28 protein-coding genes and 1 pseudogene are annotated in these 26,738 nt (G+C 61.1%); 13 read left to right on the plus strand and 16 right to left on the minus strand.

Annotation, left to right across the window (positions count from 1 at the left end):
• Positions 1–91: 91 nt before the first annotated feature.
• Positions 92–1,315 (minus strand): argininosuccinate synthase, encoded by a 1,224-nt coding sequence (locus tag NMA58_RS19180; protein ID WP_434711613.1) that lies wholly within the window; start codon positions 1,313–1,315, stop codon positions 92–94.
• Positions 1,316–1,493: 178 nt separating this feature from the next.
• Here NMA58_RS19180 and NMA58_RS19185 point away from each other — a divergent pair, with 178 nt between their 5' ends.
• Both NMA58_RS19185 and NMA58_RS19190 read left to right on the plus strand, forming a co-directional pair.
• The gene (locus NMA58_RS19185; RefSeq protein WP_434711614.1) at positions 1,494–2,345 is read left to right on the plus strand and encodes an SDR family NAD(P)-dependent oxidoreductase; all 852 of its coding nucleotides are present in this window, start codon (positions 1,494–1,496) and stop codon (positions 2,343–2,345) included.
• Between the two features lie 184 nt (positions 2,346–2,529).
• Positions 2,530–3,171 carry a LysE family translocator gene (locus tag NMA58_RS19190; protein ID WP_434713455.1) on the plus strand — a complete coding sequence of 214 codons (642 nt, stop codon included), beginning with the start codon at positions 2,530–2,532 and terminating at the stop codon, positions 3,169–3,171.
• Between the two features lie 60 nt (positions 3,172–3,231).
• Here NMA58_RS19190 and NMA58_RS19195 read toward each other — a convergent pair whose 3' ends face one another.
• From NMA58_RS19195 to NMA58_RS19215, 5 genes are all read right to left on the minus strand, one after another.
• Entirely contained in the window at positions 3,232–4,026 is a 795-nt protein-coding gene (locus NMA58_RS19195) for an ABC transporter ATP-binding protein (RefSeq protein WP_085779731.1), read from the minus strand.
• Positions 4,023–4,901, minus strand: coding sequence for an ABC transporter permease (locus tag NMA58_RS19200; RefSeq protein ID WP_434711615.1), 879 nt, complete (start codon positions 4,899–4,901; stop codon positions 4,023–4,025). The genes NMA58_RS19195 and NMA58_RS19200 overlap by 4 nt, the downstream gene beginning before the upstream one ends.
• Before the next feature lie 121 nt (positions 4,902–5,022).
• The gene (locus NMA58_RS19205; protein WP_085779733.1) at positions 5,023–5,976 is read right to left on the minus strand and encodes an ABC transporter substrate-binding protein; all 954 of its coding nucleotides are present in this window, start codon (positions 5,974–5,976) and stop codon (positions 5,023–5,025) included.
• A 93-nt stretch (positions 5,977–6,069) separates the two neighbouring features.
• Positions 6,070–7,299, minus strand: a complete 1,230-nt coding sequence (gene rlmN, locus NMA58_RS19210; protein WP_434711616.1) for a 23S rRNA (adenine(2503)-C(2))-methyltransferase RlmN — start codon at positions 7,297–7,299, stop codon at positions 6,070–6,072.
• A gap of 245 nt (positions 7,300–7,544) precedes the next feature.
• The gene (locus NMA58_RS19215; protein ID WP_085779735.1) at positions 7,545–8,066 is read right to left on the minus strand and encodes an invasion associated locus B family protein; all 522 of its coding nucleotides are present in this window, start codon (positions 8,064–8,066) and stop codon (positions 7,545–7,547) included.
• A 336-nt stretch (positions 8,067–8,402) separates the two neighbouring features.
• Here NMA58_RS19215 and NMA58_RS19220 point away from each other — a divergent pair.
• Positions 8,403–8,945: pseudogene (locus NMA58_RS19220) on the plus strand (sigma-70 family RNA polymerase sigma factor).
• A gap of 15 nt (positions 8,946–8,960) precedes the next feature.
• Here the strand turns inward: NMA58_RS19220 and NMA58_RS19225 are convergent.
• The gene (locus NMA58_RS19225; RefSeq protein WP_085780227.1) at positions 8,961–9,353 is read right to left on the minus strand and encodes a YkvA family protein; all 393 of its coding nucleotides are present in this window, start codon (positions 9,351–9,353) and stop codon (positions 8,961–8,963) included.
• A gap of 67 nt (positions 9,354–9,420) precedes the next feature.
• Positions 9,421–9,726: a 4a-hydroxytetrahydrobiopterin dehydratase gene (locus NMA58_RS19230; RefSeq protein WP_085779737.1), complete on the minus strand. Its 306-nt coding sequence runs from the start codon at positions 9,724–9,726 to the stop codon at positions 9,421–9,423.
• A 33-nt stretch (positions 9,727–9,759) separates the two neighbouring features.
• Between NMA58_RS19230 and NMA58_RS19235 the strand changes: the two genes are divergently transcribed.
• Positions 9,760–10,260, plus strand: a complete 501-nt coding sequence (locus NMA58_RS19235) for a low molecular weight protein-tyrosine-phosphatase (RefSeq protein WP_434711617.1) — start codon at positions 9,760–9,762, stop codon at positions 10,258–10,260.
• Here the strand turns inward: NMA58_RS19235 and thpR are convergent.
• Positions 10,167–10,760, minus strand: coding sequence for an RNA 2',3'-cyclic phosphodiesterase (gene thpR / locus NMA58_RS19240; RefSeq protein ID WP_097598187.1), 594 nt, complete (start codon positions 10,758–10,760; stop codon positions 10,167–10,169). The two genes, NMA58_RS19235 and thpR, sit on opposite strands and share 94 nt — an antisense overlap.
• A gap of 68 nt (positions 10,761–10,828) precedes the next feature.
• Entirely contained in the window at positions 10,829–11,473 is a 645-nt protein-coding gene (locus NMA58_RS19245) for an arylesterase (RefSeq protein WP_434711618.1), read from the minus strand.
• 72 nt (positions 11,474–11,545) lie between these two features.
• On the opposite strand from NMA58_RS19245, the gene NMA58_RS19250 reads away from it, so the two are divergent.
• The 4 genes from NMA58_RS19250 (at position 11,546) to NMA58_RS19265 (ending at position 16,361) form a co-directional block, all read left to right on the plus strand.
• Positions 11,546–12,253, plus strand: a complete 708-nt coding sequence (locus NMA58_RS19250) for an ABC transporter ATP-binding protein (protein WP_434711619.1) — start codon at positions 11,546–11,548, stop codon at positions 12,251–12,253.
• Positions 12,250–14,793: an ABC transporter permease gene (locus tag NMA58_RS19255; RefSeq protein WP_434711620.1), complete on the plus strand. Its 2,544-nt coding sequence runs from the start codon at positions 12,250–12,252 to the stop codon at positions 14,791–14,793. The genes NMA58_RS19250 and NMA58_RS19255 overlap by 4 nt, the downstream gene beginning before the upstream one ends.
• A 174-nt stretch (positions 14,794–14,967) precedes the next feature.
• Positions 14,968–15,696 (plus strand): Bax inhibitor-1/YccA family protein, encoded by a 729-nt coding sequence (locus tag NMA58_RS19260; protein WP_085779743.1) that lies wholly within the window; start codon positions 14,968–14,970, stop codon positions 15,694–15,696.
• A gap of 107 nt (positions 15,697–15,803) precedes the next feature.
• Complete coding sequence (locus tag NMA58_RS19265) at positions 15,804–16,361, plus strand: GNAT family N-acetyltransferase (protein ID WP_097598192.1); 558 nt, start codon at positions 15,804–15,806, stop codon at positions 16,359–16,361.
• A 6-nt stretch (positions 16,362–16,367) separates the two neighbouring features.
• Here NMA58_RS19265 and NMA58_RS19270 read toward each other — a convergent pair whose 3' ends face one another.
• From NMA58_RS19270 to acnA, 3 genes are all read right to left on the minus strand, one after another.
• Positions 16,368–16,769 (minus strand): DUF2794 domain-containing protein, encoded by a 402-nt coding sequence (locus tag NMA58_RS19270; RefSeq protein ID WP_085779745.1) that lies wholly within the window; start codon positions 16,767–16,769, stop codon positions 16,368–16,370.
• Between the two features lie 298 nt (positions 16,770–17,067).
• Positions 17,068–17,808, minus strand: a complete 741-nt coding sequence (locus tag NMA58_RS19275) for a DUF1223 domain-containing protein (protein WP_434711621.1) — start codon at positions 17,806–17,808, stop codon at positions 17,068–17,070.
• Positions 17,809–18,153: 345 nt separating this feature from the next.
• Positions 18,154–20,844, minus strand: a complete 2,691-nt coding sequence (gene acnA, locus NMA58_RS19280; RefSeq protein ID WP_430959610.1) for an aconitate hydratase AcnA — start codon at positions 20,842–20,844, stop codon at positions 18,154–18,156.
• Between the two features lie 261 nt (positions 20,845–21,105).
• On the opposite strand from acnA, the gene ccmA reads away from it, so the two are divergent.
• The 5 genes from ccmA (at position 21,106) to NMA58_RS19305 (ending at position 24,233) form a co-directional block, all read left to right on the plus strand.
• On the plus strand, positions 21,106–21,750 hold the full coding sequence (gene ccmA / locus NMA58_RS19285; protein ID WP_434711622.1) for a heme ABC exporter ATP-binding protein CcmA: 645 nt from the start codon (positions 21,106–21,108) through the stop codon (positions 21,748–21,750).
• 238 nt (positions 21,751–21,988) lie between these two features.
• Complete coding sequence (gene ccmB / locus NMA58_RS19290; protein WP_434711623.1) at positions 21,989–22,648, plus strand: heme exporter protein CcmB; 660 nt, start codon at positions 21,989–21,991, stop codon at positions 22,646–22,648.
• A 47-nt stretch (positions 22,649–22,695) separates the two neighbouring features.
• A complete protein-coding gene (locus NMA58_RS19295; protein ID WP_434711624.1) occupies positions 22,696–23,457 on the plus strand; it encodes a heme ABC transporter permease in 762 nt (253 codons plus the stop codon).
• A gap of 3 nt (positions 23,458–23,460) precedes the next feature.
• Positions 23,461–23,628, plus strand: a complete 168-nt coding sequence (gene ccmD / locus NMA58_RS19300; RefSeq protein WP_097598197.1) for a heme exporter protein CcmD — start codon at positions 23,461–23,463, stop codon at positions 23,626–23,628.
• Positions 23,625–24,233, plus strand: a complete 609-nt coding sequence (locus NMA58_RS19305) for a DsbE family thiol:disulfide interchange protein (RefSeq protein ID WP_434711625.1) — start codon at positions 23,625–23,627, stop codon at positions 24,231–24,233. Before ccmD ends, NMA58_RS19305 begins: the two co-directional genes overlap by 4 nt.
• A gap of 191 nt (positions 24,234–24,424) precedes the next feature.
• On the opposite strand, the gene NMA58_RS19310 is transcribed toward NMA58_RS19305, so the two are convergent.
• From NMA58_RS19310 to NMA58_RS19320, 3 genes are all read right to left on the minus strand, one after another.
• A protein-coding gene (locus NMA58_RS19310) for an IS630 family transposase (RefSeq protein ID WP_176536422.1) occupies positions 24,425–25,367 on the minus strand; the annotation gives its coding sequence in 2 pieces (ribosomal slippage) (positions 24,425–25,030 and positions 25,032–25,367; 942 coding nt in all).
• A gap of 87 nt (positions 25,368–25,454) precedes the next feature.
• Entirely contained in the window at positions 25,455–26,042 is a 588-nt protein-coding gene (locus tag NMA58_RS19315; protein ID WP_434711626.1) for a DUF2585 domain-containing protein, read from the minus strand.
• Positions 26,039–26,683 carry a septation protein A gene (locus tag NMA58_RS19320; protein ID WP_430959604.1) on the minus strand — a complete coding sequence of 215 codons (645 nt, stop codon included), beginning with the start codon at positions 26,681–26,683 and terminating at the stop codon, positions 26,039–26,041. The genes NMA58_RS19315 and NMA58_RS19320 overlap by 4 nt, the downstream gene beginning before the upstream one ends.
• Positions 26,684–26,738 lie beyond the last annotated feature (55 nt).

Here is a 26,738-nt window from a genome sequence, read left to right on the forward strand (position 1 = left end):
CGCCGTGCTTTGACCGTCCGTACCTCATTTCACGAAAAAGCCCGCACGGCAAAAATGCCGGCGGGCTCGTATCGAGTCCAAGAAAACGTGATTACTTCGCGAGGTTACGCTTGCCGAGCGTGCGCAGGCGCAGCGCGTTGAGCTTGATGAAGCCGGCTGCATCCTTCTGGTCGTAAGCGCCCTGGTCGTCCTCGAAAGTGACGAGCTTATCGGAATAGAGCGACTTTTCGCTCTCGCGGCCGATGACCATGACATTGCCCTTGTAGAGCTTCAGCGTCACTTCGCCTTCGACATGCTCCTGGCTCTTGTCGATCAGCGCCTGCAGCATCTCGCGTTCCGGCGAGAACCAGAAGCCGTAATAGATCAGCTCGGCGTAGCGCGGCATGATCTCGTCCTTGAGATGGGCGGCACCCCGGTCGAGCGTGATCGATTCAATGGCGCGATGGGCCGAGAGCAGAATCGTGCCGCCGGGCGTTTCGTAGACGCCGCGGGACTTCATGCCGACGAAACGGTTCTCGACGAGATCGAGACGGCCGATGCCGTTGTCGCGGCCGTAGGTGTTGAGAGTGGCGAGCAGCGTCGCCGGCGACATCTCGACACCATTGATAGACACGGCATCGCCCTTGCGGAAGCCGACCTTGATTGTCGTCGCCTTGTCGGGAGCGGCCTCCGGCGAGATCGTGCGCATATGCACATATTCCGGCGCCTCCTGAGCAGGGTCTTCCAGAACCTTGCCCTCGGAAGAGGAATGCAGAAGGTTGGCGTCGACGGAGAAGGGAGCCTCGCCCTTCTTGTCCTTTGCAACCGGGATCTGATGCTTCTCTGCGAATTCGAGCAGGTCGGTGCGGCTCTTGAAGGACCAATCGCGCCACGGCGCAATGATCTTGATGTCAGGGTTCAGGGCATAGGCGGAGAGCTCGAAACGAACCTGGTCGTTGCCCTTGCCGGTCGCGCCGTGGGCGATCGCATCCGCGCCGGTCTTGCGGGCGATATCGATCAGATGCTTTGAGATCAGCGGACGGGCGATCGAGGTGCCGAGCAGGTAGACGCCCTCGTAGACGGCATTGGCGCGGAACATCGGAAAGACGAAGTCGCGCACGAATTCCTCGCGGACGTCCTCGATATAGATCTCCTTGATGCCGAGCATTTCGGCCTTCTTGCGCGCCGGCTCCAGCTCCTCGCCCTGGCCGAGATCGGCGGTGAAGGTGACGACTTCGGCGCCGAGTTCCGTCTGCAGCCACTTCAGGATGATCGAGGTGTCGAGGCCGCCAGAATAGGCGAGCACGACTTTCTTCACGTCTTTGTATGATGCCATGATGATGAGGTCCGTTGCATAAAGGCCGGCGAAAACCCGGTGTCGCGGCACTTTTAGCGAGATTGGCGCGTGACGCAAGGGCAAGTGCGATGGCTGAGGCGCCGATAGCGTTTGACAGTGCGAAAGCGGCGCCCATATTCGGCTGCGTGCGAACAACGCTCGAGGAAGGGCTGTCCCCGTGACGAATATTCAAGATATTTTCAAGAAGTCCAATGTTGCCGTCATCACCGGCGGCGCTTCCGGCATCGGGCTTGCGGCGGCGAAGTATTTTGCCGGACGGGGCATGAGCGTCGTCATCGCCGATCTCGGCGGCGATCGGCTGGCCAACGCCGCCGAGGAGCTCAAAGCCATTGCCGGCGAAGAGGATGTGATGGCAGTTGAGACCGACGTCGCCAGCCGGGAATCCCTGGAGGCGCTGGAACGCGCCGTACTCCAGCGTTTCGGCCGCGTGCACGTGCTGATGAACAATGCTGGCATCGGCCCGGAAACCTCGATCTTCAGTTCGCAGACAAATTGGGACCATATCTTCGCCGTCAACCTGATGGGCGTGGTCAACGGCACGCGCGTCTTCGGGCCGAAGATGCTGTCCCACGGCGAGCCCGGCCTGATCATCAATACCGGCTCCAAGCAGGGCATCACCACGCCGCCGGGCAACCCCGCCTACAACATCTCCAAGGCTGGCGTGAAAGTCTTTACCGAGGCGCTCGAACACGAACTGCGCAACACCGCGGGTTCAAAGATCTCAGCGCATCTGCTGATCCCCGGCTTCGTCTTCACCGGCCTCACTAAGGGCGACCGGGCGGAAAAGCCAGCCGGCGCCTGGACACCGGAACAGACGGTCGATTTCATGGTCGAAAGCCTGGAACGCGGCGATTTCTATATCCTCTGCCCCGACAACGACGTGACCCGCGCGGTCGATGAACGCCGCATGGCCTGGGCCGCCGGCGATATCATCGAGAACCGCCCGCCGCTGTCGCGCTGGCACAAGGATTACGCCGACAAGTTCAAGGCCTTCCTCGAAGAGAAGTAATCGGTGCCACTGCATTTCACCCGGAAGCGTGCAGCGGTTCCGGGATAACGACATGCACAAAACAAACAGCGAATGCGCGCCGCATGAATCAAGTTTAGTGCGACGCGCATGAGAAGGTTTGATTGGTAATTTTCTGAAGGCTGGATAAGTAGTCACCTTGACTGTCCAGCTTTTCGAGCGTGCCATGGATTTCCTGCCGAACCTGCCGACCCTTCTCGCCTTTGCCGCCGCGACGCTACTGCTCGCGGCGACCCCAGGTCCCGATATGACGCTGTCGATCAGCCGTTCACTCGCCCAGGGCAAGAAGGCGGCCCTTTTCGTCGTCGTCGGCACCAGCCTCGGCATCGTCGTCCACACCATGCTGGTCGCCTTCGGCATTTCGGCGCTGATCACCGCTTCGCCGACCGCTTTCCTGATCCTGAAGACCGGCGGCGCCGGCTATCTGCTCTGGCTCGCAGTGCAGGCGATCCGCTTCGGCTCGAAGCTGACGGTCGCCAAGGTCGAGACGCAGAAGGGCACCGCGCTTGCCAACGTCTCATCAGGCTTCTGGGTCAATCTCCTGAACCCCAAGGTCATCATCTTCTTCATGACCTTCCTGCCGCAATTCGTCAGCGCCGGCGATCCCGCCGTCACGCAGAAGCTGCTGTTTCTCGGCTTTTGTTTCATCCTGATCGGCATGCCCGTCAATGCCGCTGTCGTCTTTGCCGCCGACCGGCTGGCGTCCTGGCTGCAGAACAACAAGAAGGTTCTGCGGGGCATGGATTACACCTTCGCCGGCGTCTTCTCGGTCTTCGCCGCCAAAATCCTGCTCACCCAGGCCCGATAGGTCGCGGTCGGCTTTGCCGATCCGCACGCTGACGGCTCAGCCGATCAGCACGCTGTTGGTTCAGCCAATCAGCAAAGCATCGTCATCGAGCGTCTGGCCGCGCATCTTGCGGAACATGGCGATCAGATCTTCGACCTGCAGGTCCTTCCTGCTGTCGCCCGCCACGTCGAGAACGATCTCGCCACCATGGAGCATGATCGTGCGGTGGCCGTAATCAAGCGCCTGCCGCATGGAGTGCGTGACCATCATCGTCGTCAGCTTGCGCTCGGCAACGATCTTCTGCGTGAGGTTCATCACGAACTCGGCCATGCCGGGATCGAGGGCCGCCGTATGTTCGTCGAGCAGCAGCACTTCGGAGCCGGCAAGTGTCGCCATGACGAGCGACACCGCCTGCCGCTGCCCGCCCGAGAGCAGATCCATGCGATCCTTCAGCCGGTTCTCCAGCCCGAGATTGAGCTCGGCGATCCGCTCCTTGAAATAGTCCCGACGTTTGCCGCCAAGCGCCGGCACAAGCCCGCGCTTTTCGCCGCGCCGGGCAGCCAGAGCAAGATTCTCTTCGATCGACAACGAGCCGCAGCTGCCCGTCAGCGGATCCTGGAAGACGCGTGCCACCAGGCCGGCGCGCGCCGCCGTCGATTTGCGCGTCACATCGCTCTTTCCGATCAGCACCTGTCCTTCGCTCGGGATGACATCGCCGGCGAGCACGCCGAGCAGCGTCGATTTGCCGGCACCGTTGGAGCCGATGACGGTGACGAAGGAGCCTTGCTCGATGGTCAGGCTGACGCCATTCAGCGCCTGCTTCTGCAGCGGCGTGCCGCGTCCGAAAACGACCTTGATGTCTTTGACGCTGATCACGACACGGCACCTCGGCGAAGACGGGGAAGAATGAGCGCGAAGGTCACGAGCACCGCCGTCACGAAATTGAGGTCGGAGGCCTGCAGGCCGATGACGTCGCTCGACAGCGCCAGCTGGATCGCGATGCGATAGAGGATCGAGCCGAGCACGCAGCCGGCAAGCGCGATCAGCAGGCCGCGGCGTCCGAACAGCGTCTCGCCGATGATGACCGCCGCGAGCCCGACGACGATCGTGCCGACGCCCGAAGTGACGTCGGCAAAGCCGTTGGTCTGGGCAAACAAGGCGCCGCCGAACGCCACCAGCGCGTTCGAAATCGCCATGCCGAGATAGATTTGCCGGCTGGTGTCTACGCCCTGGGCGCGGGCCATGCGCGCATTGGCGCCGGTCGCGCGCATCGCAAGCCCGGCATCGCTTTCGAGGAAGCGCCAGACAAGGATCAGCGCGACGATCACCAGAACGCCGACAAAGAGCGGCCGCACGTAGAAATCGCGCAGGCCATGACCGAAGAAGGAGCTGATCATCGTATCGGCATTGATGAGAGCGACGTTAGGTTTTCCCATCACCCGCAGATTGACGGAGAAGAGCGCGATCATCGTCAGGATCGAGGCGAGCAGGTTGAGGATCTTGAAGCGCACGTTGAGCAGCGCCGTCACCATGCCGGCCGCCGCGCCCGCCGCCATCGCAATCAGCGCCGCGAGCCCGGCATTGACGCCGGCAATAATCAGCACCGCGGTCACCGCCGCGCCGAGCGGAAAGGAACCATCCACCGTCAGGTCCGGGAAATCGAGGACGCGGAAGGCGAGATAGACGCCGAGGGCGACGAAGGAATAGACCAGGCCGAGCTCGACGGCCCCCCAGAATGCGATTTGGCTCAAGGCTTTCAGCCCCTTTTGTTTCCGTTCCGCCCGTCGCGAAACCGCAGCCTTTTAATACTTCAGCCGCCCCCACGCAAACGGGAGCGGCTGAATGTGAATGGGTCGATGCAGCGATGAGCGGTTATTCGATGACCTTGTTGGCGCGCGAAAGCACGCTCTCGGGCAGGGTGACGCCCATCTTCTGGGCCGCCGCCTTGTTGACGACGAGATCGCTGCCGGCGGCAGTCTTGACTGCGATATCGCCGGGGTTTTCGCCCTTCAGCACCCGCACGACGATTTCGCCCGTCTGCTTGCCGACATCGTAATAGTTGAAGCCGAGGGCGGCGATCGAGCCGCGCGAAACCGAATCCGTGTCGGCGGTGAAGAGCGGCAGCTTGCTTTCTTCGGCAACCGCAACGGCGCCTTCGAGCGCGGAGATGATCGTGTTGTCCGTCGGAACGTAGATGGCGTCGGCGCGGCCGACGAGGGCGCGCGCCGCACCCTGAACCTCGGCAGACTTGGTGGCAGCCGATTCCACGACCGTCAGGCCGGCCTTTTCGGCCTCGGCCTTCAAGACGGCGAGCAGCGAAACCGAGTTCGCCTCACCTGAGTTGTAGAGGTAGCCGATGGTTTTGACCTTCGGCACGATTTCCTTGATCAGCGCCAGGTGCTCGGCGACCGGCGACATGTCGGAAAGGCCGGTCACATTGCCGCCGGGCTTGTTCATGTTCTTGACGAGCTGGGCGCCGAGCGGATCGGAGACGGCGGTGAAGACGACCGGAATGTCACGCGTCGAGGAAACGACCGCCTGGGCCGAGGGCGTGGAGATCGGCACGATTACGTTGGGCTCGTCGCCGGCGAATTGGCGGGCGATCTGGGCAGCGGTGGCCGGATTGCCCTGCGCCGATTCGAACAAGAATTTCAGGTTCTCGCCTTCCTTATAGCCAGCGGCCGTCAGCACGTCGAGAACGCCCTTGCGCGCGGCATCCAGCGCCGGGTGCTCGACGATCGCGGTGACGGCGACGGTCACGTTGTCGGCCTTTGCGGGCAGGGAAAGGGCCAAAGTGGCGGCAAGAGCGAGCAGAATCGGGCGCATGGGTGTCCTCCTGAATGATTTTGGCGGCACTATTAGGAAAAGCGCATGCTTAAATCAATGCAGGAGAATTGTAGCGAGGATCAAACTTGCTGATCAGTCGTCGGCGCCGTGATTGGCGATCATCATCGCCTCGAAGGCCAGGCGCTCGGTCTTGCGCATGCGTTCGGATTCCGATTTCAGCTGGCCGCAGGCGGCAAGGATGTCGCGGCCGCGCGGCGTGCGGATCGGCGAAGCGTAACCCGCCGAATTGATGAAATCGGCGAATTTCTCGATCTGCTCCCAATCCGAACACTGATAATTGGTACCGGGCCAGGGATTGAACGGAATGAGGTTGATCTTCGCCGGCACGCCCTTCAGGAGCTTGATCAAACCCTTCGCGTCTTCGAGGCTGTCGTTGACATCCTTCAGCATCACATATTCGAAGGTGATGCGCCGCGCATTGGAAAGGCCCGGATAGGCCTTGCAGGCGTCGATCAGCTCCTTCAGCGGATATTTCTTGTTGATCGGCACGAGGATGTCGCGCAGGTCATCGCGCACCGCATGCAGCGAGATCGCGAGCATGACGCCGATCTCCTCGCCGGTGCGGAAGATCTCCGGCACGACGCCGGAGGTGGAAAGCGTCACGCGGCGCTTGGACAGCGACAGGCCGTCGCCATCCGTGGCGATCAGCAGCGCCTGCTTGACGCTGTCGAAATTATAGAGCGGCTCGCCCATCCCCATCATCACGATATTGCTGACCTTGCGGCCCTCGGCAGGCATGATCGTGCCCTGCGGCGCTTCACGATCCGGGAAGTCGCCGAGCCGGTCGCGAGCGAGCAGCAACTGCGACAGAATTTCCTCCGCCGTCAGGTTGCGCACCAGGCGCTGTGTCCCGGTATGACAGAAGGAACAGGTCAGCGTGCAGCCGACCTGGCTTGAGATGCAGAGTGTGCCGCGGCCCTCTTCCGGAATGTAGACGGCCTCGATCTCGACCGGGCGTCCTGCGCCTCGCGCGGGAAAACGCAGCAGCCATTTGCGCGTGCCGTCGTTCGAGACCTGCTCCTCGACGATTTCCGGACGCGCGATGGTGAAATGCGTCTTCAGCATTTCACGCATATCCTTGGCGACATTGGTCATATGGTCGAAATCAGAGACGCCGCGCACATAGATCCAGTTCCAAAGCTGCGAGACGCGCATCTTGATCTGCTTTTCGGGTACTCCCTTTTCCCGGAGCGATGCCGCCATTTCCTCGCGGGAGAGCCCGATCAACGACGGCTTCTCGGCGCCGGAAGGCGGGCGCGCGGCCTGAGGTTTGTTGACGACGATCGCATCCATGACGGACATAGGCTTCTGACCCCGAATTCAAACACGTAACCGTTCCGCAAGCCGCTGACTTCACGGTGTGATCCGGAAGACTTGCGGGCGCATGAGGGCACATTGGCAGAAATTGATCGCAGACGGCGACTGATATCGCGAACTGTCCGCTGTTTACGCGGCCTTTAGCATCATTTTGGCTGCGCGTCACTATAGATGGAAATAACAAAGGCCGGCGCAAGGCCGGCCTTTTGAACTCTCTCAGCAAAAGCCGCTTACTTGCAGCTTTCGATCTGCTTGAGCGCTGCCGAGATGCCCGAGAGCGAATAGCTGTAGGACGTGCCGGTGCCTTTGCGCGAAACCGCATTCACGGTCATCGAATGGCCGGTCTTCATCGCCGCGACGAGGGCCGGCTCCTGGGCAGCATTCTCGACCCAGCCGGCCTTGTCCTTGGTGAACATGACGAAGGTCTTGTTGTCGATGACGACGTTGATCTTCGAATTTTCCTTCACCGTATAGCCCATCATCGCCTGCGGCTCATAGGAGATGTTCTGGCCCGGACGCTGCGAAACGATGAAGAAATTGTCGCCGTGGTCGACGCTTGCCGGCTGCTTTGCCGTCGGGACCGACAGGACGTAGCACACGGTGCTGTTGCCCGACTTGTAGGAATAAGCCCCCCAGGCCTGGAACTGCTGAATGCGGGTCGGCGCGGCGGCGGTCGCGGCCTGCTGCGCTGCCGCCACTCCGGCCATTGTCATGGTGAGGGCGAGGGCGGATACGATACTTCTTACAAACATGGATTCCTGCCGGTTCTTGCGATTCAAGGCCCGAAGCGATCATAGCGGGCGCCGCATAATCACGATCTGCTTTATTTTGACTTAATTCAGGTTACCAAATGGTCAACAATAGCTGCGATTTGTATGTGCCTGTGTCATTTCAGCTCGACTACCACTTTTGCCCCTTGCCGAAATCGGCTGCGATGCCGGTGCGCCGATGGGCACGGCTGGCCGTTCGGCTGAACTTAAGACACAAAGATTCAGGCAAGAGTTTGACCTTTCAAAAATCCGCTGTACCTCATTAAGACTTTGGAAATCCGGGACGAAATTTTTGTCCTAGGGGGCTGGTGAGACGAGATGGGTGCCCGGGAAAGACAGCGTTTCGCTGCCCTCGCAAAGGCCGTCGCAGACGATCGCGACCAGCAGGCCTTTTCCATCTTGTTCGACTATTTCGGCCCGCGCCTGAAAGACCTGGCTGACGCGCCAGAAGATTACGTCAGGCGACGCCCAAGAGCTGGTCCAGGAGATCATGATCGTGCTCTGGCACAAGACCTGTCTCTACGATGCCACGCGATCTTCTCTGTCGACCTGGCTTTTACGCATCGCCCGCAACCGCCGCATCGATCTGCGGCGCCGCACCAGCACCCGCACTTTCGACGAAACCGACCCGAGCCTGCTGCCATCGGCCGAGATCGGCGCCGATGAAATCATCGCCAATGGCGATCGCGACGCCAAGCTACGCGCCGCTGTCGAACAACTGCCCGAAGAACAGCGCGACATGATGCGTGCAGCTTTCTTCCTCGGCGAATCGCATTCCGGCTGCCGCTCGGCACGCTGAAATCACGTATTCGGCTTGCATTTGGAAAGCTTCGCAAGATGCTGGAGCGGGAACTCGGCTGAACCGAGCCGCGGTCTTCAAATCGTTTTCATCGTTTCGGCGGGCCTGTCGGCGAGGACCCTGTCCGCCGCGTCGTAATGGCTCGGCCGGATATGACCGCGCACCATGGCGAAGGCGGCGGAAAGCACGGCGATGTCGTCAGAAAAGCCGATGACGGCGAAAATATCCGGAATCATGTCGACCGGCATGACGAAATAGGCCAGCGCTGCCAGCAGCACGCCGCGCACCTTGGTCGGCGTCTGCGGATCGAGCGCGCAGTAGAAACCAGCGACGACGTCGCGCGAGAAGGGAATCTGCCGGACAGCCCGGCGGAAGGTCGGCCAGAACTTCTGCCGTACGGTTTCCTCCCGCCGGTTCTGGGTGTCCTCGTCGCCCGGCAGCAGGATTTCCCCGAATTTGACCTCGTCCATCCCTGACATCCTTTCGTCCATGCGAACATATGGTGATGGCGCTTCGGCTTTCAATCAGCGCTCGTTTTCAAACGGCACCGCGTGCTGCCACCTTGTCCATCGCCCTGGCGAGCTTGAAATCCAGCTCCGTCAGCCCGCCGGCATCATGCGTGTTCAGCGTCACATCCACCCTGGAATAGACGTTGAACCATTCGGGATGGTGGTTGAGTTTCTCGGCCGTAATCGCCGCCTGCGTCATAAAACCGAAGGCCTCGATGAAATTTGAAAACTTGAACGTTTTCGAGATCGAAGAGGCCGCATCGTTGAGCGCCCAGCCCGAAAGCTCGGCCATTCGTGCCTCGGCCGCGGCCCGTTCCAGTCTTTCCTGTTTCATGCCATGGTCCTCTCATCTGTCAACAGGTTACCGATGAAAGACATCAGCATCCTTTTCGTTTGTATGGGCAATATATGCCGTTCTCCGCTTGCGGAGGGAATTTTTAGCCACCTTGTCGCCGAGGCGAGGCTGACCGATCGTTTCACGATCGATTCCGCCGGCACCGGCGACTGGCATGAAGGCGAACCGCCCGACCGCCGTTCGATCGCTGTTGCCCGCAACCACGGCATCGACATAGCAGGGCAACGTGCCCGGCGCATCCGTTCGATCGATATCGTCAGTGTCGATCTGATCGTCGCCATGGACCGCGACAACGTGGCGGAACTCAACAGGATCGCCTCTCCCGAGGCGAATATCCAGCTGTTCGGCGATATCGCGCTGGGAACAGGGGAGGACATTGCCGACCCCTATTATGGCGGTCCGGAAGGTTTCGAGCTGCTCTATACCAGGCTCTTGACCGGCTGCAGCAGCCTGCTCGAAACGCTGGTCGCCGGACGTACTTCGTGCAGCGGGAACACTTCCTCGGTGAGATAGGGCCCGCCACCGACCGATTCGCGCGATGAAAGCAGCACGAAACGCGGCGCCGTGAAGGTCGCGGTGTGGAAGTTGCCGCGCCCGCTCAGATATTGCACGACATCGTCGAGCCGCGAGGATTTCAGCCGTGCCAGCGTCACGTGCGGCGTGAATTTGCGCGGATCCGGCGGCAGGCCGATGCGCTGGCAGATCCGTTCGATCTCGGCCTGCAGGGCGTACATTTCAGGCGAGTGAGAAACGCCTGCCCAGACCGAATGCGGCTTCTTTGAACCGAACGAGCCGATGCCTTCGAGCCGGAACTGAAATTCCGGCCGATCGATCCGGTCGAGACGTTCAACGATTTCATCGGCCGTGCGGCCGTCGACATCACCGATGAAGCGTAGCGTGATGTGGTAATTTTCCACATCGATCCATCGTGCTCCGGGGAGGCCACCGCGCAGCAATGAAAGGCTCATTGCCGCATTGCGCGGAATTTCGAGGGCGGTAAACAGTCTCGGCATAACGAGCACTCCCCGAATCTTTTGCAGGTGCTTACACGGAATCACGCAATCAATGGCCGTGCAAGCCCCTAATTCTTCACAGAAGAAATCGTATCGATGAAATTTGTGACATCAGCTTCCATTTTCTCGACCATGACGTCGACACCCCTCGCGTTCGGATGCATGCCGTCATCGAGCTTCAGCCCCGCATCGAGCGCAACCCCGTCGAGGAAGAAGGCATAGAGTCGAACTCCGTGTTTCTCCGAAAGTTTCCGATAAATCGGATTGAAGCGCGCCGCATAATCCGCTCCCATGTTCGGTGGCGCCATCATGCCGACGAGCAGCACCCCTATGCCGCGCGCCTTGAGCCGGGCAATCATCTGGTCGAGATTTTTCTCGCTCTCTTCCGGCGGAATTCCACGCAGCGCATCGTTGGCGCCAAGCTCGAGGATAACGCCATCGGTGCCGTCGGGGACAGACCAGTCGATCCGGGCAAGCCCACCTGTCGTGGTGTCGCCGGAAACCCCGGCATTGGCAATGGAAACGTCGAGCCCCTTCGCCTTCAACGCCGCCTGCAGCTTTTCCGGAAAGCCCTGGCCGGGCGGCAGCTGATAACCCGCCATCAGGCTGTCCCCGAATCCGACGAGATTGATCGTCCGCGCATTCGCTCCAACGGCAAAGATCAGCGACACCGCGATGACGGTGAATTGAAGCGCGGCAACTTTAAATCTCATTCTGGCTTCCCTAGATTGGCGAGGTGCCGTTATGCGGCCATTGCGTTAGAGATTAATATAGGGCGATTTCCGTTGGCAAAAACCATCATCGAGTTGAAGGGCGCCGATCTCACCCTTGGCAGTGCGGCCGCCTCCGTCCATGTTCTGAAGGGTATCGATCTCGATATATCAGCCGGCGAATCCGTCGGCATCGTCGGGCCTTCCGGTTCCGGCAAATCCACTCTGCTGATGGTGCTTGCAGGACTGGAGAAGCTCGACAGCGGCGAAATCAACATCAATGACACGCCGCTCCACGCCCTCAGTGAGGATGAGGTCGCCGATTTCCGAGGCCGCAACATCGGCATCGTCTTCCAGTCCTTCCACCTGATCGCCAACATGACGGCGCTGGAAAACGTCGCGGTGCCGCTGGAGCTCGCCAATATCAGCAACGCCTTCGAAATCGCCCATCGCGAACTGAATTCGGTCGGACTCGGCGAACGGCTGAACCACTATCCCGGCCAGCTTTCCGGCGGCGAGCAGCAGCGCGTGGCGATTGCCAGAGCGCTCGCTCCTTCGCCCGCCTTGCTGATTGCCGACGAGCCCACAGGCAATCTCGATACCGAGACCGGCCGACAGATCGCCGACCTTCTTTTTGCCAAGCAGGCCGAGCGCGGCATGACCCTGCTTCTCGTCACCCACGACATCTCGCTTGCAAACCGCTGCTCGCGCCAGATCCGCGTCCGTTCCGGCAGGATCGAGGGCGACAGCGCTGCCCGCCGCAGCGAAGCGGCAATCGCATGAGCATGGTCACGCCACGCGTCGCGCTCGCTTTTCGCCTGGCGCTTCGCGAGTTGCGCGGCGGCATCCGCGGCTTCTATATCTTCCTGGCCTGCATCGCACTCGGCACCGGGGCGATCGCCGCCGTCAATTCCGTTTCGCAGTCGATCACCGACACGATCGCCTCGCAGGGGCAGGAGCTGCTGGCGGGCGACGTCCGCTTCGAACTCAACAATCGCCAGGCGACACCTCAGGAAATGAGCTTCCTTCAGGGCCTGGGAACCGTATCGGTTTCAACGGGTCTGCGCTCGATGGCCCGCAAGCCCGACGGTTCTGATCAGGCGCTGGTCGAGGTCAAGGCGGTCGATGACGCCTATCCGCTCTACGGCAGGTTCGTCGCCGAACCGGACTATCCGCTTGCAGCCCTGCTTTCCGGCCAAGGCGGCACCTATGGCGCGGTCGCCGCCCCGCTGCTTCTCGATCGGCTCGGCCTTGCGATCGGCGACGAATTGCTGCTCGGCAATGTCAAGCTCAGCATTACCGGTACAGTGAAGACCGAGCCGGACGCGCTGTCGGAAGGCTTCGGCTTTGCGCCGCGTCTGCTTGTCAGCCGACAGGCGCTCGAAGCCTCGGGGCTGATCCAGACCGGAAGTCTGGTTGAACACGCCTATAAGATCCGATTGGAAGACAAGCGCGCCATGTCGGGCATCCAGGCGCGTGCCTCCAAGGAGTTTCCCTCTGCCGGCTGGGCGATCCGCACCAGCGACCGCGCAGCACCCTCGCTCACTGAAAACATCACCCGTTTCTCGCAATTTCTGACGCTGGTCGGCCTCACAGCCCTGATCGTCGGTGGTGTTGGCGTCGCCAACGCCGTGCGTGCTTTCCTCGATTCCAAGCGCACCACCATCGCCACCTTCAAATGCCTCGGCGCTCAGGCCGCCGTCGTCGTTCTGATCTATCTCTTTCAGATCGCCATCATCGCCCTTGGCGGCATTATGGCCGGCCTCGTCATCGGCGCCCTGTCGCCGATCTTTGCAGCACAGTTCCTGGCGCAATTCCTGCCGGTCTCGACCGAGCCGACCCTCTATCCCAGTGCCCTGCTGCTTGCGACGCTCTTCGGCATCCTGACCACGCTCGCCTTCGCCATTCTGCCGCTCGGCCATGCCCGCGAAGTACCGGCCACCGCGCTCTTCCGCGAGCAGGGTTTTGAGGCCCTCCGTCTACCGTCCTGGCCCTATATCCTGCTTGCCGCCCTCTTCATGGCTGCCCTTGCCGGCCTTGCCATCCTCACCGCCTATGACCGTTTCATCGGCGTCGTCTTCGTCGGCGCAATCGTCTTCGCCTTCGTCGTCCTGCGCCTCGTCGCCGCCTTGATCGCCTGGCTCGCGCGCCGCAGCCCGCGCGTTCATTCGCCGGCGCTGAGGCTCGCAATCGGCAACATCCACCGCCCCGGCGCGCTGACGCCATCGGTCGTGCTCTCGCTCGGCCTCGGCCTGGCATTGCTGGTGACCCTGACCCTGATCGACGGCAACCTGCGCCAGCAGCTGACCGGCCGAATGAACGAGGGTGCACCCAACTTCTTCTTCGTCGATATCCAGAGTGCCGAGGTCGACGCCTTCCGAAATCTTGTCCAGACGCAGGCGCCGAAGGGCAAGTTGATGGAGGTGCCGATGCTGCGCGGCCGGATCGTCGCCTTCAACGGCGAGGACGTCACCAAGATGAATGTGCCGGCCGCCGGCCGCTGGGTGCTGAACGGCGATCGAGGCATCACCTACGCCGACACGCTGCCGGAAAATGCCGCCCTCACCGAAGGCATCTGGTGGGACAAGGATTATAGCGGCGAGCCGCTCGTCTCCTTCTCCTCGGAAGAGGCGCATGAACTCGGGCTCAAGATCGGAGACACGGTGACCGTGAACGTGCTGGGGCGCAATATCACGGCAAAGATTGCCAATCTGCGCCGCGTCCAATGGGAATCACTGTCGATCAATTTCGTCATGGTCTTCTCACCGAACACCTTCCGCGGCGCCCCGCATGCCTGGCTGGCGACCCTGACCGATCCCTCCTCGACGCCGGCCGAAGATGCGGCGATCCTGAAATCCGTCACCAATACCTATCCGACGATCACCAGCGTGCGAGTCAAGGACGCGATCGACATCGTCAACCAGCTCGTCAGGCAGCTTGCGACAGCGATCCGTGCCGCCGCATCGGTGGCGCTCATCGCCTCGATCCTTGTCCTGGCCGGTGCGCTCGCCGCCGGCAACAGGGCGCGCACCCACGATGCGGTGGTGCTGAAGACGCTCGGCGCCACGCGCGCCATGCTGATTCGTGCCTTCAGCTACGAATATCTGATCCTCGGACTGGCGACTGCGATCTTCGCACTCTTTGCCGGCGCCGTCGCCGCCTGGTTCATCGTCGCCCGCATCATGCGACTGCCGTCTGCCTTCCTGCCTGACGTGGCGGGCCTGACGCTGGTGACGGCACTCGTTCTGACAGTCGGCATCGGTCTCATCGGCACCTGGCGCATCCTCGGGCAGAAGGCGGCGCCCGTGCTGCGCGAGCTTTGAAGCTGTCCCAAAAGCCTTCACCTTACGGCGATTTAACCGGCCGCGCCGTTGCAGGCCCCTTGTTTGCAAAGGGCGAAAGCCTCATATTGTCTGCAGGCATGCTGGAGCTCCGCAGCGGCGCCCGGGTCGAGAACCCCGACACCGTATCTCCTTCGGAGCTTGTAAGAGGAAACTATGGCTGATCTTCGTAACTATCAAAGCCGCGTCCAGACCGGCGAGATGATTGATCAAGGCCTGCGCGCATATATGCTCAAGGTCTACAACCTGATGGCGCTGGGCCTGGCGATCACCGGCGTGGCCGCATATCTCGGATTCAACTTCGCGGTCCAGGACGGCCAGCTCACCCAGTTTGGCGCGCTTCTGTTCCAGTCGCCGTTGCGCTGGGTCGTCATCCTTGCCCCCCTTGCGGTCGTCTTCTTCCTGAGCTTCCGCATTCATCAGATGAGCGTCTCCGCCGCCCAGACCACCTTCTGGATCTACGCCGCCCTGGTAGGGCTGTCGCTCTCGTCGATCTTCCTGGTCTATACCGGCCAGAGCGTTGTTCAGACCTTCTTCGTCACCGCCGCCTCCTTCGGCGCACTGTCGCTTTACGGCTATACCGCGAAGCGTGACCTGTCGGCGATGGGTTCGTTCCTGATCATGGGTCTCTTCGGCCTGATCATCGCCTCGCTCGTCAACATCTTCCTGGCTTCATCCGCGCTGCAGTTCGCGATCTCGGTGATCGGCGTGCTGATCTTCGCAGGCCTCACTGCCTACGACACGCAGCGGATCAAGGAACTCTACTATGAAGCCGATGACGTCGCTGTCGCCGGTCGCAAGGCGATCATGGGTGCACTGACGCTTTACCTCGACTTCTTGAACCTCTTCATGTTCCTGCTGCAGTTCATGGGCAACCGCAGATAACAGGCGCAATGAGATCGAAAAGGCGGCTTCGGCCGCCTTTTTTGTTGCGCCGGTTTCGCAGGGATGATTTTAGAGGAGCCTGCTCTTCCGATGGACCTGCCGCCCCGATGTCCTTCCTTCTGCGCAACGCCGCCCAAGCCGACATCCCCGCCATCACGGAGATCTATCGTGACTCGGTCCTGAATGGCGTTGCAAGCTACGAGATTGCGCCGCCCTCCGAGGCCGAAATGGCCCAGCGTTTTTCCGCGATAGTCAGTCAGCAATATCCCTACATCGCCGCGGCCGATGCGGACGGGAAACTCCTGGGCTACGCTTATGCGTCGGCCTTCCGCACCCGCCCCGCCTATCGCTGGATGGTGGAGGATTCGATCTACCTGGCCCCCGAAGCCCGCGGCCGTGGCATCGGCAAGGCACTGATGATCGAGCTGATCGACCGCTGCACCGCGCTTGGTTTTCGTCAGATGGTAGCCGTCATCGGTGGCGCGAGCCCGGCCTCGATCGCGCTTCATCTGAAGGCAGGTTTTGTGGAGGTCGGCCTGATGAAGGGCACCGGCTACAAGCACGGCCACTGGCTGGACACGATGCTCATGCAGCGCAGCCTCGGCGAGGGCATGACAACCGATCCGAATCCCTCCACCTACCCCGGTACGCTGTTTGCGGGCTGATAAGAGTTATTTATCCACGAGTTTCAAGGTTTTGTCGAATACCTTGAGGACCTGGTTCAACTCGTGTCCGCGCTTCAGGATCATGCCGTTGATATTGATCACGGAATAGGCACCTTGCTTGGCGGCAAGCTTCGGGTTCTTTTCAATCCGGAAGAGCGGCATCTCGCCGGAGCGCTTGAAGACGGAAAAGACCGCTCTGTCCTTCAGATGGTCGATGGCGTAATCGCGCCATTCCCCCTCGCCCACCATGCGGCCGTAGATCCAGAGGATCGCATCCAGCTCGCGCCGGTGGAAAGTCACCGGAAGCGGGTCCTTGCTTTGTTTGTATTCCCTGAGATCGACGATGACCGAGGAACTATTGTCGACGGAGCGGCTTTCGCCGTGTCGCAAATCCGGCTGATCTGTCATCAGGTCTCCAAGGCCTCCGCTTGTGACAGGAGAGTGACAGTTTGCCCGAGCCGCCGCAAATTGCAAGAGCGGCGCTCCTCACATTCGCCGCACGTCCAGTCACGTTCGCTGGGGACCAAGCAATGCTTTCTCCCCAGTGCCGCATTTCAGTCAAAACAGCGCCTCATTTGCGGGAGATTTATGCATCCCGGTTTGGCGCCAGCGCGCCAAAGGGCCCGGCGGAGCGTATCGACCTTAACCCCAGCCCCGAATACGCTCGGCCGGGCCGCCCGCATTTCACCCGTACTCGGGTGAAATATCAGATGCTTTTTCCCGCCATCACCACGGTCGCGCCGAGGATCGCCGCCGGATCGCCGTCGGCCGTGGCCGACTGTAGCAGGATTGCGCAGCCCTCGAGCTGCGGCCGCTGCAAGACGCTCGCCGGTAGCGTCAGACTGGTCGCCTTGCCATCCCACATGCCGACAGTTTCGACGTTGGTGACGCTGTGCAGATAGGAGATCTTCTTTCCGCTGTTTTCGCCTTTTTCGACTTCGATTGTCTTCTCCTTGTCGAAATACACCATGACGACATTGGCCTTGCCCTGTCCGGCACCGATCTTGATCTCCAGCTCGTCGCCGCGCATCGCCGCGCTGATGGGAACGGTCAGCCCATTGCCTTCGCTGCTGTAGGTGTCGATCTTGCTGTTGATGCCGGTGAGATCGGCGCCGGCCAAATGGCCGCGCCCGTTGACGATGGCTTGCGGCGTATAGACGTTGCTGCGACCCATCGTCCTGGCATAGCCGTACTGCCGCTCGGTATTTTCCTTCGAGCTCAGCGTATCGGCCCAGCCGAGATAATTCCAGTAGTCGATGTGATAGGCGAGCGCGATGACATCGCCTTGGTTCACCAGCTTGCGGAAGGCGGCATCAGCGGGAGGACAGGAGGAGCAGCCCTGTGACGTGAAAAGCTCGACGACGCCTCTCGGCTTGCCGTTTTCGGCATGCAGCGAGCCTGCAAAAGCAACGCCGGCGATCAGCGAAATCAAGAAACGGGGGGACATTCACCTGCACCTCTTTTTCAGCGCCGGCGGCGTTTAGGAACCGAAGGCTCTGAGACATGAACGTACGAATAATCCTTCCGGGTCCAAACGAAAAGTCACGAACGGGTGAGACGTAGCTCGCCCGGAAAGCGCTGAAAACAAATCATCGTGAGCCCCATCGAATACTGTCGCCGCAAAGAGGAGCCGCCGGAAATTGCTCTCCGGCGGCCATTATCATAGCAATCTCCTAGATCCGGATGATTTCAGGCCGATTCGGCCTAAAATCTTAATCCGGATCTACATCAAAGAAGCAGAGCATGATGTTTTCCGAAAACCGCTCACACTTTTCGGCATCATGCTCGACAATCAGGCAGCGAGATCACGCAGAACCGTCTGCAGGATGCCGCCATTGTTGAGGTAGATCACCTCGTCGAGCGTATCGACGCGCGACAGCAGCGGAACTTCCTTCACCGTGCCGTCGCCATAGGTGATCTTGGCGATCTTCCTCTCGCGCGGCTTGATCTTGTCCAGCCCCTCGATGGTGACGAGCTCGTCGCCCTTGAGGCCGAGGCTCTGCCAGGTCGTGCCCTCTTCGAAGACGAAGGGGATGACGCCCATGCCGACCAGGTTCGAGCGATGGATGCGCTCGAAGCTCTGGGCGATCACGGCCTTGACGCCGAGCAGGTTGGTGCCCTTGGCAGCCCAGTCGCGCGAGGAGCCGTTGCCGTATTCGACGCCGGCGAAGATGACGAGCGGCACGCCTTCGGCCTTGTACTGCATGGCGGCGTCGTAGATCGATGTCTCTTCCTTCGACGGGTAGTGGATCGTGTAGCCGCCTTCCTTGCCGTTCGGGCCGAGCATGTGATTGCGGATGCGGATATTGGCGAAGGTGCCGCGCATCATCACTTCATGGTTGCCGCGCCGCGTGCCGTATTGGTTGAAGTCGGCAACGGCAACGTCATGGCCGATGAGGTATGCGCCGGCCGGCGATGCCGCCTTGATCGAACCGGCCGGAGAGATGTGGTCGGTGGTGATCTTGTCACCGAACAGGCCGAGGACGCGGGCGCCCTTGATGTCGGAGACGCCGGTGCCCTTCTTGCCCATGCCGACGAAATAGGGCGGGTTCTGGACATAGGTGGAGTTGTCGTCCCAGGCATAGGTCTGGCCCGGCGGGACCTGGACGGCCTGCCAGTTGGCATCACCCTTGAAGACGTCGGCATACTTGGTTTCGTAGAGTTCGCGGGTGACGTATTTCTGGATGAACTCCTGCACCTCGTGCGAGGTCGGCCAGATATCCTTGAGGTAGACCGGCTTGCCGTTCTGGTCTTCGCCGATTGGCTCCTTGGTCAGGTCCTTCTGGACCGTGCCGGCAAGAGCGTAGGCGACGACAAGCGGCGGCGAAGCGAGATAGTTCGCCTGGACGTCGGGCGAGATGCGGCCTTCGAAGTTGCGGTTGCCGGAGAGCACGCCGGAAACAATCAGACCCTTGTCATTGATCGTCTTGGAGATCGGCGCCGGCAGCGGGCCGGAGTTGCCGATGCAGGTGGTGCAGCCGAAGCCGACGAGGTTGAAGCCGAGCTTGTCGAGGTCGGCCTGCAAGCCCGACTTGGCGAGATATTCGCCGACGACCTGCGATCCGGGCGCGAGCGACGTCTTGACCCACGGCTTGGTCTTCAGGCCCTTGGCAACGGCATTGCGGGCGAGAAGGCCGGCAGCGATCAGCACCGACGGGTTGGAGGTGTTGGTGCAGGAGGTGATGGCGGCAATCGCCACGTCACCATGGCCGAGATCGAAATCGGTGCCTTCGACTGCATAGCGGTTGTTGAGCTGCCCGGGCTTCTTGTAGTCGGCTTCCATCGACGTCGCGAAACCGGAAGCGATGTTTTCAAGCGCGATGCGGCCTTCCGGACGCTTGGGGCCTGCCATCGACGGCACGACGTCGCCGAGGTCGAGCTCCAGCGTATCGGTGAAGACGAGGTCGGAACCGTCGCCTTCGCGCCACATGCCCTGGGCCTTCGAATAGGCTTCGACAAGCGCGATGCGATCATGCGTGCGGCCGGACATGGTGAGATAGTTGATGGTTTCGCCGTCAACCGGGAAGAAGCCGCAGGTCGCGCCGTATTCCGGACCCATGTTGCCGATCGTCGCACGGTCGGCGAGCGGCATGTTGTCCATGCCGGGGCCGAAGAATTCGACGAACTTGGAAACGACACCCTTCTTGCGCAGCATCTGCACGACGGTCAGAACGAGGTCGGTCGCGGTGACACCTTCCTTGAGCTTGCCGGTCAGCTTGAAGCCGATAACTTCGGGCAGAAGCATCGAAACCGGCTGGCCGAGCATGGCGGCTTCAGCCTCGATACCGCCCACGCCCCAGCCGAGAACGCCGAGACCGTTGATCATCGTCGTGTGGCTGTCGGTGCCGACGCAGGTATCCGGATAAGCGATCGTCTCGCCGTCCTCTTCCTTGGTCCAGACGGTCTGGCCGAGATATTCGAGATTGACCTGGTGACAGATGCCGGTGCCGGGGGGAACGACCCGGAAGTTCTTGAATGCCTGCTGACCCCACTTCAGGAAGCGGTAGCGTTCGCCGTTGCGCTGATATTCCAGCTCGACATTCTTGGCGAACGCCTGCGGCGTGCCGAATTCGTCGACGATGACGGAATGATCGATGACGAGGTCGACAGGAACGAGCGGGTTGATCTTCTCGGGATCGCCGCCGAGCGACACCATCGCGTCGCGCATCGCGGCCAGATCGACGACCGCGGGAACGCCGGTGAAGTCCTGCATCAGCACGCGCGCCGGGCGATAGGCGATTTCGTTTTCGACAGCGCCCTTGTTGTTCAGCCACGCGGCAACGGCGAGGATGTGCTCCTTGGTGACCGACTGGCCGTCTTCGAAGCGCAGCAGGTTTTCGAGCAGCACCTTCATCGAATAGGGAAGCTTCGATACGCCGGCCAGACCGTTTGCCTCAGCCTTGGGCAGGCTGTAATAGACATAGTCCTTTCCACCAACGGAAAGCGTGGAACGACAATTGAAACTGTCAAGAGATTTAGACACGAGAGACCCCGTTCTGATAGCCAACACAGTCGTGCGAACGCCTATGCACTTAATGCACATCAGGATGCGGGTACGGCCATTTCCGCTGTCCGCACGTGGAGCAGATGCTCCAAGTTCGGCGCAAGGATGAAATTCACGCCGACCGCTGGCGTGGTTGCCGGTCTTATAGATAATTTCCTAAAAACTTGCCATACCCGAGCACTGCCAAAACCAGACATTTTTTGAGCCTTCCGAAAGCCGCAACGAAGAAAGAGCCGACGCATGCAACTCACCGCCGAAAATCTGGCTGCAAGGCGCGGTGAGGATCTCATTTTCGTAAACATTTCCTTTCACTTGACGGCAGGAGAAGCCCTTGTCCTGACCGGCAAAAATGGATCGGGAAAATCCACTTTGCTGCGCGTTGCCGCCGGCCTTCTGAAGCCCGAAAAAGGAACTGTCATCTTCCGCGATAAAGAGAGCCCGCAAGGCCGCCATCCGGGCGAGGTCAGCCACTACCTCGGCCACCGAAATGCGATGAAGAATGAACTTACGGTTGCAGAGAATTTGGAATTCTGGCAGTCCTTCCTCAGCAGCCCGGGCACCGCCGGCCTCGCTCTCGAAGATGCCGCCGAAGCCGTCGGCCTCTCGGGGATCACCCACCTTCCATTCGGCTATCTCTCCGCCGGCCAGCAGCGCCGCTTCGCCTTCGCCAAGCTGCTCGTCGCCCACCGCCCCATCTGGATCCTCGATGAACCCACGGCGGCACTGGATGCGAGTGCCGACCGGCTGTTTGCCGGATTGATCGAGGCGCATCTGGCCAAAGGCGGCATCGTGCTGGCAGCGACGCATCAGCCGCTGGGTCTGAAGAATGTGCAGGAAATGAAGATGACGGGCTTCGCCGGTGTGGATCAGGGGGTGTGGGGTTGATGTTTCTCGGTGTGGCTACCCCCCTCTGCCCTGCCGGGCATCTCCCCCACAAGGGGGGAGATCGGCAGGAGGCGCCCTCTTGCCCTGATCAAACGCCACAGATGATCGCAGGCGCCTGGCGTGCGATCAAGATTTCGCGAAGCCGGTGCATCTTGCCGATCTCCCCCCTTGCGGGGGAGAAGCCCGGCAGGGCAGAGGGCGGTGCCCCGTCCTCCGTAGATGCAGAGTGCCACCCAGCATGATCGCCCTCTTCCTCCGCGACCTCAAACTCTCGATTCGCGCCGGCGGCGGCGCACTGATCGGCGTGTTGTTCTTCCTGACCGTCGTCGCCGTCATCCCTTTCGGCGTCGGCCCTGACCTCAAGCTTCTCTCCCGCATCGGCCCCGCCATCGTCTGGATTGGCGCACTGCTCGCCGCCCTTCTCGGCCTCGACCGCCTGTTCCAGGCCGAGCGCGACGACGGATCGCTCGATCTGATGCTGATGCAGGAAACGCCGCTGGTGTTGACCGTGCTCCTCAAATGCTTCGCCCACTGGACCGCGACCAGCCTGCCGCTGGTCATCGCTTCGCCGCTGCTCGGCCTGTTCATGAACATGGACGAGACGGCGATCGGCGCCACAGTGCTGACGCTCTTCGTCGGATCGCCGGCGATCACCTTCATCGGCGCCGTCGGCGCTGCGGTCGCCGTCGCTCTGCCCCGCGGTGGTCTGCTGGTCTCGATCCTCGTGCTGCCGCTGACCATTCCGGTACTGATCTTCGGCGTCAGCGCCACCTATGCCGCGGTCGAGGAACCGGCGCCATTCCTGCCGCCTTTCCTCATATTGATCGCACTGACGCTCTTCTTCGCGGTCATCGGCCCGGCCGCCGCCGCCTTGGCGCTGCGAAACACGTCGGATTGAATGCCTTTCGATTGCGGGAAAAGCCGGATCAAGGTAAGGAAGCGCTCATGAGCCAAACCAGCCTTGCCATCAGCAAAATCAGCGATCTCGCCAACCCGACGCGGTTCCTGGCGCTGGCGGCCCGCATCATTCCCTGGATGGCCGGCATCACCACCCTCTGTTTTGCGGTCGGTCTTTATCTGAGCTTCGCGACCGAAGGCGATTACCAGCAGGGCGAGACCGTGCGCATCATGTATATCCACGTGCCCGCGGCCTGGCTTTCGATGATGTGTTACACGATCATGAGCCTCTCGGCGATCGGCACGCTCGTCTGGCGCCACCCGCTCGCCGATGTTTCCGCCAAATCAGCAGCCCCGCTCGGCGCCGCCTTTACCCTGATTGCGCTCATCACCGGTTCGCTCTGGGGCAAGCCGATGTGGGGCACCTGGTGGGTCTGGGATGCGAGGCTCACCTCCGTCTTTATCCTCTTCCTGATGTATCTCGGCCTCATTGCGCTGAGCCGCGCCATCGACGATCCTTCGAGGGCGGCGCGCGTCTCCGCCGTGCTGACCCTCGTGGGCTTCGTCAACATCCCGATCATCAAGTTTTCCGTCGACTGGTGGAACACGCTGCATCAGCCGGCAAGCGTGATGCGCCTTGGCGGCCCGGCGATTGATCCGGAATTCCTGCGCCCGCTCTTCGTCATGGCGATCGCCTTCACCCTGCTGTTCTTCACGCTGCATATCATGGCCATGAGAAACGAGATCTGGCGCCGCCGTGTTGCCGCCCAGCGCCGTCTCGCCGCCCGCATGGCGAGTCGGGAGGAATAGGTCGTGACGCACGCCTTCTATGTCTATGCATCCTATGGCATCGCCGCATTGGTGACGATCGCCGTCATCCTGTGGACCTGGGCCGACGGCCGGGCGCGCCGCCGCGAGCTTGCGAGCCTCGAAGCCGCCGGTATCCGCCGCCGCTCGGCGCGGCCAAAGGACGGCGAATGACCGAGACGCCGGATACCAAAACTGCCAAGCCAGGTGGATTTGGCCGCTATGCACTGGCGCTTCTGCCGCTGATCGTGTTCGGCGGCATTGCCGCGACGGCCGCGAAGATGCTCTACGACCAGGATTTTCACGGCAAGAACATCGCCGAAATTCCGTCCGCCCTGATCGGCACCAAGGCGCCGTCGCTGAACCTTCCTCCGCTCGAGGGCACCAACCTGCCGGCGCTGACCGACTCCGCAGTCAGCGGCAAGCTGACCCTCGTCAACGTCTTCGCCTCATGGTGCATCCCCTGCCGCGACGAGCACCCTATCCTGAAGGAACTGGCGAAAGACGGCCGGCTAAACATTGTCGCCATCAATTACAAGGACAAGAACGAGAACGCCCTGCGCTTCCTCGGCGAACTCGGCAATCCCTATCAGGCGATCGGAATCGATCCGAACGGCAAGGCGGCGATCGACTGGGGTGTTTATGGTATACCGGAAAGTTATCTGGTCGGCCCCGACGGCACCATTCTCTACAAGCGCGTCGGCCCCTTCGACGAGATCAGCCTGAAGGAAGGCCTGTTTCCGGCGATGGAAAAGGTGCTGGGCAAGCCGGCTTCGTAATTCATATCCAAGGAAGGCCCTCCCCAACCCCTCCCCACAAGGGGGAGGGACTGTCGCGGAACCGCCCCACGACAAACCATCAACGTTTCTGCGGATCAGACGATGAAAGGGATAGAGGCGGCGCGGCATCCAAGCCCCTTGTGGGGAGGGGTTGGGGAGGGAACTTTTCCTGGCCCTAGAGCCTGCTGCTTTCATACGGAAGCATATCCTGAGTTTGTGAGGTAGTTTGCGCATTCTGCTGGCGAGAAGCAGTCGAGCATTTCACCAGCCTTGCGCCATGTCGCTTCGACTGTGCGAGGCTGTTCTCTCCTAATTAGGTGCTTGAGCTTGGCAAAGACTTGCTCGATGGGATTGAGGTCCGGGCTGTAAGGCGGCAGGAAGAAGAGGTGCGCGCCTGCGGCCCGGATGGCACGACGGACAGCTTGGCCCTTATGGCTGCCGAGATTGTCGAGGATGACGATGTCGCCCTTGGCGAGCGTGGGCACGAGGATCCTCTGGATATAGAGGGTAAAGAGTTCGCCGTTGATCGGCCCATCGATGACCCAAGGGGCGTCGATGCGGTCGCAGCGCAAGGCGGCAATGAATGTCAGGGTTTTCCAGTGCCCATGCGGAACCGCGGCACATAGGCGTTGACCACGCGGTGCCCACCCCCTGAGGGGCGCCATGTTGGTCTTGATCCAGGTCTCATCGAGAAAGACCAGCCGCTGCGCTTCGATCCGCCGTTGATGGGTCTTCCAACGCAACCGTTTCCTGGCGATATCCATCCGCGTCTGCTCGGCCGGCAGAACCGTTTTTTTTGAAACTCAGGCCCTCGGCCCGGACGAACACCCAAACGGCGCGTCGCTCGGTCTTGATGCCGCGTTCGGCCAGTTCCGCCACAAGGCCTCGCGTCGTGAACGGGCCGGATCGACAGCGCTGGCGCAGCCAGTCGGCCCGTTCGCCGGACAAAGTCCGCTGCTTGCGACCGCCGACGCGGCCGGGCGTCAGAGCGCCGGTCTCCGCAAGGCGCTTCTTCCACTTCGAAACACAGGAGGGAGCAATCGCAAGTGCTGCTGCGATCGATCGTATCGTTTCTCCGGTGTTCAGGCGCGCCATCGCCCGTTCGCGAAGATCCTCAGAATATGGGTGCGTCATCCTTGCCGGCCGTCCTTTTCCGGTAGGACAGAGAATCATATTTCAGCTGATTTGCGAATCTGCGATTCTGAAAAATCGAAGCGTGCTCTAAACCCCGCTCTGCCAGCCCTTGATCGCTTCAACCGGCCAGATCAGCATCAGCACGTTGAGCGTCAGATTGTCGCGGATCATATAGCCGGTGAAAATCTCGAAGAAGATGGCGACCGCGACCGTCAGCGCCACCGGCGCGCGCCAGGCGAAGAAGAAGCCGAGGCACATGAAGACGGTGTCCATTGCCGAATTGAGGATGCTGTCGCCGTAATAATCGAGCGCGATCGTGGCCGTGCGGTAGCGGTCGATGATGAGAGGCGAGTTTTCCAATAATTCCCAGCCGGACTCGATGGCGAGCGCCAGGAGCAGACGCGCCATCAGCGGCTTGCGGCGCAAGAGCAGATAGCTCAGTCCGTAGAACAGGAACCCGTGGATGATGTGCGACGGCGTGTACCAGTCCGACAGATGCTGCGAATTGCCGCTGGTATTGACCCCGCCCTCCCACAGCTTGACATAACCGCAGGCGCAGATCGGCACACGGCCCATCATATATTCTGCGATGATCTGGGCAGCCAGGACTGCGATGCAGGCGACGAACCAAAAGCTCTGATGCCTGACCCGATATTCGGCGTCTGCAGCGGTCACTTCTCGCCATCCGTTTCCAGGTTGATGCTGTGTTTGAGCACCAGAGGCATCTGCGCCAGCGTGAAGATGATGGTGATGGGCATCGTGCCCCAGACCTTGAAGGCGACCCAGGTATCGTCGGAAAAATTGCGCCAGACGACTTCGTTCAGCACGGCGAGAAACAGGAAGAAGACGCCCCAGCGGATGGTAAGTTTGCGCCAGCCTTCGGCATCGAGCTGGAAAGCGGCGTTGAAGACATAGCCGAGCAGAGACCGGCCGAAAGCGAGCCCGCCGAGCAGCGCCACCCCGAAGAGCGTGTTGACGATGGTCGGCTTCATCTTGATGAAGGTCTCGTTCTGCAGCCAGATCGACAGCGAGCCGAAGATGACGACCACGATGCCGGAGACGAAGGGCATGATCGGCAGATGGCCGAGCACGATCTTCGAAACCACAAGCGAAATCACCGTCGCCGCCATGAAGAGCCCAGTCGCGACGAACAGCGGCCCGCCCAGTTCGGAAAGGGCGGGAAATTTTTCGACCAGCCATTGGCCACGCAGATTGGCGAAGAAGAAGATCATCAGCGGCCCGAGTTCCAGCGCCAGTTTCAGCATCGGATGATGGCGGTCGGCCGCGGACGGGGTGATGTCGCTTTCGGTGGTCATGCGTTCTTCGAACCTGCTATTGCTGAAAACCCGTTTCCGACCGTCCCTTGCAGGC

Origin of the sequence: Rhizobium sp. YTUHZ045 (assembly GCF_051124255.1) — a bacterium.
Lineage (GTDB): Bacteria > Pseudomonadota > Alphaproteobacteria > Rhizobiales > Rhizobiaceae > Rhizobium.

Excerpts from the sequence above, each read along its gene's own strand:
- NMA58_RS19275 (WP_434711621.1), bottom strand. The coding sequence starts at position 17,808 with ATGTCCCCCCGTTTCTTGATTTCGCTGATCGCCGGCGTTGCTTTTGCA.
- NMA58_RS19230 (WP_085779737.1), bottom strand. The coding sequence starts at position 9,726 with ATGAAACAGGAAAGACTGGAACGGGCCGCGGCCGAGGCACGAATGGCC.
- ccmB (WP_434711623.1), top strand. The coding sequence starts at position 21,989 with ATGATCGCCCTCTTCCTCCGCGACCTCAAACTCTCGATTCGCGCCGGC.
- NMA58_RS19255 (WP_434711620.1), top strand. The coding sequence starts at position 12,250 with ATGAGCATGGTCACGCCACGCGTCGCGCTCGCTTTTCGCCTGGCGCTT.
- NMA58_RS19235 (WP_434711617.1), top strand. The coding sequence starts at position 9,760 with ATGAAAGACATCAGCATCCTTTTCGTTTGTATGGGCAATATATGCCGT.
- NMA58_RS19180 (WP_434711613.1), bottom strand. The coding sequence starts at position 1,315 with ATGGCATCATACAAAGACGTGAAGAAAGTCGTGCTCGCCTATTCTGGC.
- NMA58_RS19190 (WP_434713455.1), top strand. The coding sequence starts at position 2,530 with ATGGATTTCCTGCCGAACCTGCCGACCCTTCTCGCCTTTGCCGCCGCG.
- NMA58_RS19260 (WP_085779743.1), top strand. The coding sequence starts at position 14,968 with ATGGCTGATCTTCGTAACTATCAAAGCCGCGTCCAGACCGGCGAGATG.
- NMA58_RS19265 (WP_097598192.1), top strand. The coding sequence starts at position 15,804 with ATGTCCTTCCTTCTGCGCAACGCCGCCCAAGCCGACATCCCCGCCATC.
- NMA58_RS19215 (WP_085779735.1), bottom strand. The coding sequence starts at position 8,066 with ATGTTTGTAAGAAGTATCGTATCCGCCCTCGCCCTCACCATGACAATG.
- NMA58_RS19225 (WP_085780227.1), bottom strand. The coding sequence starts at position 9,353 with ATGGACGAGGTCAAATTCGGGGAAATCCTGCTGCCGGGCGACGAGGAC.
- NMA58_RS19295 (WP_434711624.1), top strand. The coding sequence starts at position 22,696 with ATGAGCCAAACCAGCCTTGCCATCAGCAAAATCAGCGATCTCGCCAAC.
- thpR (WP_097598187.1), bottom strand. The coding sequence starts at position 10,760 with ATGCCGAGACTGTTTACCGCCCTCGAAATTCCGCGCAATGCGGCAATG.
- NMA58_RS19305 (WP_434711625.1), top strand. The coding sequence starts at position 23,625 with ATGACCGAGACGCCGGATACCAAAACTGCCAAGCCAGGTGGATTTGGC.
- ccmA (WP_434711622.1), top strand. The coding sequence starts at position 21,106 with ATGCAACTCACCGCCGAAAATCTGGCTGCAAGGCGCGGTGAGGATCTC.
- NMA58_RS19205 (WP_085779733.1), bottom strand. The coding sequence starts at position 5,976 with ATGCGCCCGATTCTGCTCGCTCTTGCCGCCACTTTGGCCCTTTCCCTG.
- NMA58_RS19320 (WP_430959604.1), bottom strand. The coding sequence starts at position 26,683 with ATGACCACCGAAAGCGACATCACCCCGTCCGCGGCCGACCGCCATCAT.
- NMA58_RS19270 (WP_085779745.1), bottom strand. The coding sequence starts at position 16,769 with ATGACAGATCAGCCGGATTTGCGACACGGCGAAAGCCGCTCCGTCGAC.
- rlmN (WP_434711616.1), bottom strand. The coding sequence starts at position 7,299 with ATGTCCGTCATGGATGCGATCGTCGTCAACAAACCTCAGGCCGCGCGC.
- NMA58_RS19245 (WP_434711618.1), bottom strand. The coding sequence starts at position 11,473 with ATGAGATTTAAAGTTGCCGCGCTTCAATTCACCGTCATCGCGGTGTCG.